This is a genomic window from Winogradskyella sp., assembly GCF_016744625.1.
In the GTDB taxonomy this organism is placed as follows: Bacteria; Bacteroidota; Bacteroidia; order Flavobacteriales; family Flavobacteriaceae; genus Winogradskyella.
Genome location: NZ_JADGDZ010000010.1, coordinates 57,345 through 64,401, shown reverse-complemented (window position 1 = coordinate 64,401; position 7,057 = coordinate 57,345). Strand labels below are relative to the sequence as shown.

The window sequence follows — 7,057 nt, the reverse complement described above, 5'->3', positions numbered from 1 at the left end:
ACAGATGGTTACGTTAGTGATGCTGATTTAGGTCTAGGATGTGGACTTCCTACACAATTTGCTCAAATTAATAAGGGAGATACTGTAATTGATTTAGGTTCTGGAGCAGGAAATGATTGTTTTGTAGCTAGACACGAAACTGGTATTGAAGGGAAAGTTATAGGTATAGATTTTACACCAATAATGATAGAAAAGGCACGTATTAATTCTGAAAAATTAGGTTATAATAATGTAGAATTTAGAGAAGGAGACATTGATAGCATGCCAGTAAGTGATAATGTTGCAGATGTCATTGTAAGCAATTGTGTTTTAAACCTCGTGCCTAATAAACAAAAAGTTATTAATGAGATTTATAGAGTTTTGAAGCCTGGAGGTCACTTTAGTATTTCAGACATTGTTCTAGTAGGTAATTTACCAGATGCATTGAAAAAGGATGCAGAAATGTATGCAGGATGCGTTGCAGGAGCCATCCAAAAAACGGATTATCTTCAACATATTTCAGACGCAGGTTTTTCAAACGTAAATATTCAGAAAGAGAAGACTATTACTTTACCAGATAATATTCTTAGTAAATATCTAAGCTCTGAGATGATAAATGAATTTAAATCTGATGACATAGGTATTTTTAGTATTACAGTTTATGCAGAAAAACCAGGAACTAAAATCACTAAACCAAAATTAAATTTTGCAGAACTAAACGAAAATAGTGATTCTTGCTGTTCACCAAAATCGAGTTGTTGCTAATTATTAAATTATCAAAAAAGCATACCTATGTTATATCCACAAATAGTATCTCAAATCGAAGACTTAGAAGTAGATTCTATTTCATCTGAGCGTAAAACTATACTTCAACCGTTAATTGATTTTATTCAATTAAAAACAGAAGTAAAAGCTATAATAAACCTTAATTTTATTTGTACTCATAATTCACGTAGAAGTCATCTATCTCAAGTTTGGGCGCAAACAATAGCTAATTACTTTAATATTAAAAACGTATTTTGTTATTCTGGAGGTACTGAAGCTACTGCTCTATTTCCTGTAGCAGCAAAAACATTAGAGGATACAGGTTTTAAAATTGAAAAACTTTCAACGGAAACAAATCCTGTTTACACAATAAAATATAATGACAACGAGCATCCTATTATTGGGTTCTCAAAAACTTTTGATGCTGAGTTTAATCCTACATCAGAATTTGCTGCTATTCTCACATGCTCTAGCGCAGACAAAGATTGTCCTTTTATTGCTGGTGCAGAAAAACGTATTCCAATAACCTTCGAAGATCCAAAAGCCTTTGATAACACACCACAACAATTAGAGAAATACAATGAACGAAGTCTACAAATTGCTACAGAATTGAAATATGTATTCTCAAAAATAAATAATTCATGAAAAAGGCAATTGCCGAATTAATAGGCACTTTTACTATGGTTTTTTGCGGTTGTGGAGCCATGACAGTCAATGAAATTACTGGAGGAAGCATTACACATGTTGGTATAGCCATAACTTGGGGACTTGTGGTAATGGCTATGATTTATGCCTTTGGTGAAATTTCAGGAGCCCATTTCAATCCTGCAGTAACAGTAGGTTTTGCATTTGCCAAAAGGTTTAGTTGGAAAGACGTTCCAAAATACATCTTATTCCAAACGACTGGAGCATTCTTAGCCATAGCAGTACTTTGGGTTCTTTTTCCCGAAAGTCAAAGTTTTGGACACACTTATCCTGCAGAAGGTTTCGAACCTTACAAAGCTTTTATTTTTGAATTATTACTCACATTCTTTTTAATGCTAGTAATTATAAATGTGTCTACAGGTAGTAAAGAAATTGGTACTATGGCTGGTATTGCAATTGGAGCAGTAATTCTTTTGGAAGCCATGTTTGCAGGACCTATAACTAAAGCCTCGATGAATCCTGCTAGGTCTTTAGCTCCAGCGCTAATCTCTGGTAATCTTCAGCACCTTTGGCTGTATTTAATTGCCCCATTTATTGGTGCCTTTCTAGCTGTTATTAGCTGCAAATTGGTTAAAGATGACCAATGCTGTGATGAAAATTGTTAGAAATCAACTATTATATCTTTTATTTTGAAAGTAAATGGACTATTTATCGACAAAATGTTGACCACAAGACTAATCGACTATTCATTAAATGTTAATATTTGTTTAACCTTACTGAAGGTTTATTAAACATTTAGTAATTTCGAATTGAAATTGCCATATTTGGCAGTCCATTTAGTTTGGTATAGATATTGAACATTTATATATATAGATAAACAATAGCAAAATCTTTGATAAGCATAAATAATTCGTTTATTTGAGATTAAAATAACAACTCTATTTCAAAACGTTAACACGTGCTTTGATTTAAGTTTGGAGTACTTAAAGACAGCACATTAAAAAGATTCTATGAATACAGAAACAATTTCCAAAACCAATAGTCACAAACTCAATGGGTTTACTTCAGAAGACATTGGTGACGATCATTTATTTACATCTTTAGACACACCAATGAAAGCAAACGCTTTTGAGATGTCTAACCAAGAAAAGAAAGATCGTATATCTATTTTATTTTCAGAAATAATGGATGTTCTCGGCTTAGATTTAAATGATGACTCATTACAAGGTACACCAGACAGAGTTGCCAAGATGTATATTGAAGAAATATTCTCTGGTTTAGACCCAGAAAACAAACCAAAAATGGCATTATTTGATAATAAATATCAATACAATCAGATGTTAGTGGAAAAAAATATTACATTGTATTCTAATTGTGAGCATCACTTTGTCCCAATTATAGGAAAAGCACATATTGCCTACAAATCATCGGGTAAGGTTATTGGACTTTCTAAATTAAACCGAATAGTACAATATTATGCTAAACGTCCGCAAGTACAAGAGCGTTTAACAAACCAAATTGCAAACGAATTAAAAACTGTATTAGAAACAGAAGACGTTGCTGTAATTATTGATGCAAAACACTTATGCGTTTCTTCTAGAGGCGTACAAGATGATACATCATCAACAGTAACAACATATTATGGAGGCGAATTTAATACCGCTTCAAAAATCGCAGAATTACAAAACTATTTAAACAATTAAGCTATGGATATATTAGAAAAAGCTTCAGAATTCGAAAACAGAAAGTTTTCGTTTAAAACAACAAGTGACAGAATTATAGCCGCTAGAGAAGCAAAGGATATAATCTTAGAAGTCAACGAACTATACAAAAAAGAAAAAGATGCCAATCTTATGGATTTAATGAAGCGTCTTACAGTTATCAAACAAAAAATTGAGAAGCGCTTAAAAGGACGTCCCTTAACAGCCACTTCATAACCTTTATATATAAACCAATATAAATTTTATTTTATGAAAAAAGTATATTGGTTTATTTTATTTCTTATCATCAATTTCGGTGGTTTAGTCTTAGGTAGCTATTTAATGAATGATGGATCAACTTCTGTTTGGTACACTAGTATTAATAAAGCACCTTGGACACCTCCAGGTTGGGTTTTTGGAGCTTCATGGACTGTTATAATGATTTGCTTTTCTATTTACCTCACTTACCTTTTCTCTCTTAGAAAATCAAAATTTGTAATTGCCGTTTATAGTGTTGCTTTAATACTTAATGTAAGCTGGAATTATATTTTCTTCAATCAACACTTAACAAACATTGCGCTACTAACAATAATAGGTCTAACTCTAGTTATTCTATATTTCTTTATAAGTTTTGGAGATGAAAAACTCAGCAAAATGAAGTATCTCTTACTTCCATATATCATTTGGCTTTGCATTGCGACATCATTAAATGGCTACATTGTCTTTAATAATTAACTTACACTTTATTCCGTTACCCAAAGTTTTTAAAGCATATAATAATTTCTTTATAAAAAATAAAATTCAAGCAACTAAGACTCATAATACATGCGGTAAACAACCTTTATCAAAAACATTTAAATTCACATTAATTTAACCTCAAAAAAAGATTATTTCGTAATTTTTTAACTATTATTATACAATAAAACGAAATTAATAGCGTTGTTAAACTTAAGACGTATAACGTCTTAACCGAAATAACCATTTCAATAAACAATTTTAAAAAGCTCTGATTAGTCTCAGGGCTTTTTGCTTTTATCCATTCAACTCTAACATTATTTTAAGATAAGATTGCTATATTTTAATTAATTTTAAGCAACTAATATTTAAAATCAATTTAATATGAACACGTGGGACGTAGCAAAAAAATGGCATCAAATGTGCGCAGAAGGTCAAAATCTAGAGTGCATTAACGACTTATACGCAGAGAATGTTACTAGTAAAGAAATGCCAGGAATGCCTGGTGAAAGTATATCTGGCAAGAAAGAAGTATGGAACAAAAACAAAGAATGGTTAGGTAATGTTGTAGAATTTCATGCTGGCGATATTAGCGAACCTGTTGTTGCTGGTAATCATTTTACAAGTAAAATGACCTTCGATGTGACTTTTAAAGACAGAGGAAGACAACAAATGGAAGAACTTGCTGTATTTGAAGTCAAAGATGGCAAAATTATAAGTGAACAGTTTTTATACACTATGGAATAATATTCAACTCTAATAAAACTAAAAAAGCTTCAAGTTAAACTTGAAGCTTTTTTAATATATAAAATTCAATGAATTCTAATTTCCTTCTAAGCGTTCAATCTTAGCTCCAATTGCTCTTAAACGTTCGTCAATATTTTCATAACCACGATCAATTTGCTCAATATTATGGATAACTGATGTTCCCTTGGCAGATAAAGCCGCTATTAATAAAGATACACCAGCTCTAATATCTGGCGAAGTCATTGTTGTTGCTTTTAGTGTTGATTTAAAATCGTGACCAATAACTGTAGCTCTATGTGGATCACAAAGAATAATCTTTGCTCCCATATCTATTAATTTATCTACAAAGAATAAGCGACTTTCAAACATCTTTTGGTGAACAATCGCACTTCCTCTTGCCTGTGTTAAAACCGTTAGTATAATACTCAATAAGTCTGGTGTAAAACCTGGCCAAGGAGCATCTGATATTGTTAATATAGAGCCATCTATATAGTTTTGTACCTCGTACCCATTTATATGCGCAGGTATATGAATATTATCACCTTGGCGTTCTATATTAATACCAATTTTCCTAAATACACTTGGTATAAGACCTAGGTCATCCCAACTTACATTAGTAATTGTTAATTCACTTTTTGTCATTGCAGCAAGACCAATCCAACTTCCAATTTCTATCATATCTGGAAGCATTCTATGTTCTGTACCTCCAAGCTCATCAACACCTTCAATCGTTAACATATTAGAACCAACACCAGATATTTTTGCGCCCATGCGATTCAGCATTTTACAAAGCTGCTGTAAATAAGGCTCACAGGCCGCATTATAAATAGTTGTTGTACCCTCTGCTAAAACAGCAGCCATAACAATATTAGCAGTACCAGTAACAGAAGCTTCATCTAAAAGCATATATGCGCCTTTTAGCTTCTTTGCCTCTACTCCATAAAATAAATCCTCTCTATTATATCGAAAATTAGCACCAAGTTTTATAAAACCTTCGAAGTGCGTGTCTAAACGGCGGCGACCAATTTTATCTCCTCCTGGTTTTGGTATATAACCTTTTCCAAATCTCCCTAATAAAGGTCCAACTATCATTATTGAACCTCTAAGTCCTTTTCCATCTTCCTTAAATTCGGCAGATTCTAGATATTTTAAATTAACTTCATCTGCTTTAAACGTGTAAGATCCTTTACCAAGTTTATTGATTTTTACTCCTAACTTTTTTAATAAAGCAATGAGTTTATTGACATCAATAATATCTGGAATGTTGTCTATCTTGATCTCTTCGGCAGATAATAGTACTGCACATAAGATTTGTAAGGCTTCGTTTTTTGCACCTTGAGGCTGAATTTCCCCTTTTAATTGGTGACCTCCTTCTATTTTAAATGTTCCCATACGTTATTAGTAACGTTTTCTGTTATTGGAATATTTTTTCTTGTTTGAAGTATTCTTTTTGCTAGAACCTCCTTTTCCTCCATACTTAGATTTAGTACGCATCAAACTAGAAGAATCACTTAATTTTTCATCACTATTCTTAAGGTCTAATTCTCCATGAGAAAGTTCGAATAAATGATTAAAAATAACACCATCTTCGACAGTGTCTTTATTCCAATTAAGGAAACACTTCTTCATATGGTTAGCTATTGTAAACTTTAAAGCTTCTTTAAGCTCTCCTTCTTCCCAACTTACAGCCACATCAATCATTGTCTTAATGTTGTTACCATAAAAACGATATTTAGGATGATTTTGAGGGTATTTTAAAGGCTCTGGTCGTGCTTGGATTTCTTCTTTAGAAGGCTCACCATAAGGTGATTCTACGTCAAAATCAAAATCAGCCATAATAAATAACTGATCCCATAATTTATGCTTAAAATCTGGCACATCTCTTAAATGTGGCTGGAGATTTCCCATTACCGAAATAATAGCATTAGCTAACTTATTACGCTCTTCTTTGGTTTCGCGAGATTTGGCATAATTAATCATCTTCTGTAGATGACGTCCATATTCTGGTATAATTAAATGCTCGCGCTCTGTATTGTATTCTAAATCGTCAATCAAAATTGTAAAATGTAAATTGTGTAGTAAATAATTTTAAAACCCGCAGTCTTTAGGTTTTGTTGCAAAGTACAAAAAAATAAGAAGGATATAATAAATTTTAAAGGGAAATTACTCCTTCAACATTTTTAGCAACTTCCTTATATTTAGCTATAACCGCTTCAGGGTTTTTCATCCTTACATTTATAGAAACACTTGTGTACTTACCATTCTTTGATACTTTAGTATTAATAACCGCACCTAAACCATTAAAGAGGTTTTCAATAGAAGCAATTCCTGTACTATTAGAAACGACAATGAACTTATATAAATATTCCGTTGGCCAAAGGGCTGTATCGTATAATTGTGACTTTAGTTTATCGTAAAACTCGTCTGTTTTCTTAGAGCTATCCATATTAAAATTTTTCAGTTGCAAAGATACGTTTAACTTTACT

General features: G+C 32.1%; 10 protein-coding genes. 7 read left to right on the top strand and 3 right to left on the bottom strand.

What is annotated here, in order from left to right; translation table 11 throughout:
• The 7 genes from QZZ53_RS04190 to QZZ53_RS04160 form a co-directional block, all read left to right on the top strand.
• Positions 1-744 (top strand): arsenite methyltransferase (locus QZZ53_RS04190; RefSeq protein WP_296381810.1); only part of this gene is annotated, 744 nt, incomplete at its 5' end.
• Positions 745-771: 27 nt separating this feature from the next.
• Positions 772-1,389: a protein-tyrosine-phosphatase gene (locus QZZ53_RS04185; protein WP_296381808.1), complete on the top strand. Its 618-nt coding sequence runs from the start codon at positions 772-774 to the stop codon at positions 1,387-1,389.
• Positions 1,386-2,054, top strand: a complete 669-nt coding sequence (locus QZZ53_RS04180) for an MIP family channel protein (RefSeq protein WP_296381806.1) — start codon at positions 1,386-1,388, stop codon at positions 2,052-2,054. The genes QZZ53_RS04185 and QZZ53_RS04180 overlap by 4 nt, the downstream gene beginning before the upstream one ends.
• Before the next feature lie 345 nt (positions 2,055-2,399).
• Positions 2,400-3,092, top strand: a complete 693-nt coding sequence (gene folE, locus QZZ53_RS04175; RefSeq protein WP_296381804.1) for a GTP cyclohydrolase I FolE — start codon at positions 2,400-2,402, stop codon at positions 3,090-3,092.
• A 3-nt stretch (positions 3,093-3,095) separates the two neighbouring features.
• A complete protein-coding gene (locus QZZ53_RS04170) occupies positions 3,096-3,326 on the top strand; it encodes a hypothetical protein (protein ID WP_296381802.1) in 231 nt (76 codons plus the stop codon).
• A gap of 33 nt (positions 3,327-3,359) precedes the next feature.
• Positions 3,360-3,824 (top strand): TspO/MBR family protein, encoded by a 465-nt coding sequence (locus QZZ53_RS04165; protein WP_296381800.1) that lies wholly within the window; start codon positions 3,360-3,362, stop codon positions 3,822-3,824.
• A 384-nt stretch (positions 3,825-4,208) separates the two neighbouring features.
• Positions 4,209-4,571 (top strand): nuclear transport factor 2 family protein, encoded by a 363-nt coding sequence (locus tag QZZ53_RS04160; protein ID WP_296381798.1) that lies wholly within the window; start codon positions 4,209-4,211, stop codon positions 4,569-4,571.
• A gap of 75 nt (positions 4,572-4,646) precedes the next feature.
• On the opposite strand, the gene murA is transcribed toward QZZ53_RS04160, so the two are convergent.
• The 3 genes from murA to QZZ53_RS04145 form a co-directional block, all read right to left on the bottom strand.
• The gene (gene murA / locus QZZ53_RS04155; protein WP_296381796.1) at positions 4,647-5,963 is read right to left on the bottom strand and encodes a UDP-N-acetylglucosamine 1-carboxyvinyltransferase; all 1,317 of its coding nucleotides are present in this window, start codon (positions 5,961-5,963) and stop codon (positions 4,647-4,649) included.
• 6 nt (positions 5,964-5,969) lie between these two features.
• The gene (locus QZZ53_RS04150; RefSeq protein WP_296381794.1) at positions 5,970-6,626 is read right to left on the bottom strand and encodes a DUF4290 domain-containing protein; all 657 of its coding nucleotides are present in this window, start codon (positions 6,624-6,626) and stop codon (positions 5,970-5,972) included.
• A gap of 97 nt (positions 6,627-6,723) precedes the next feature.
• Positions 6,724-7,017, bottom strand: coding sequence for a DUF493 family protein (locus QZZ53_RS04145; protein ID WP_296381792.1), 294 nt, complete (start codon positions 7,015-7,017; stop codon positions 6,724-6,726).
• Positions 7,018-7,057: the final 40 nt, after the last annotated feature.

What these genes read in the sequence shown, in the direction of transcription:
- QZZ53_RS04185 (WP_296381808.1), top strand. Translation starts at nt 772, where the DNA reads ATGTTATATCCACAAATAGTATCTCAAATCGAAGACTTAGAAGTAGAT.
- QZZ53_RS04180 (WP_296381806.1), top strand. Translation starts at nt 1,386, where the DNA reads ATGAAAAAGGCAATTGCCGAATTAATAGGCACTTTTACTATGGTTTTT.
- folE (WP_296381804.1), top strand. Translation starts at nt 2,400, where the DNA reads ATGAATACAGAAACAATTTCCAAAACCAATAGTCACAAACTCAATGGG.
- QZZ53_RS04170 (WP_296381802.1), top strand. Translation starts at nt 3,096, where the DNA reads ATGGATATATTAGAAAAAGCTTCAGAATTCGAAAACAGAAAGTTTTCG.
- QZZ53_RS04165 (WP_296381800.1), top strand. Translation starts at nt 3,360, where the DNA reads ATGAAAAAAGTATATTGGTTTATTTTATTTCTTATCATCAATTTCGGT.
- QZZ53_RS04160 (WP_296381798.1), top strand. Translation starts at nt 4,209, where the DNA reads ATGAACACGTGGGACGTAGCAAAAAAATGGCATCAAATGTGCGCAGAA.
- murA (WP_296381796.1), bottom strand. Translation starts at nt 5,963, where the DNA reads ATGGGAACATTTAAAATAGAAGGAGGTCACCAATTAAAAGGGGAAATT.
- QZZ53_RS04145 (WP_296381792.1), bottom strand. Translation starts at nt 7,017, where the DNA reads ATGGATAGCTCTAAGAAAACAGACGAGTTTTACGATAAACTAAAGTCA.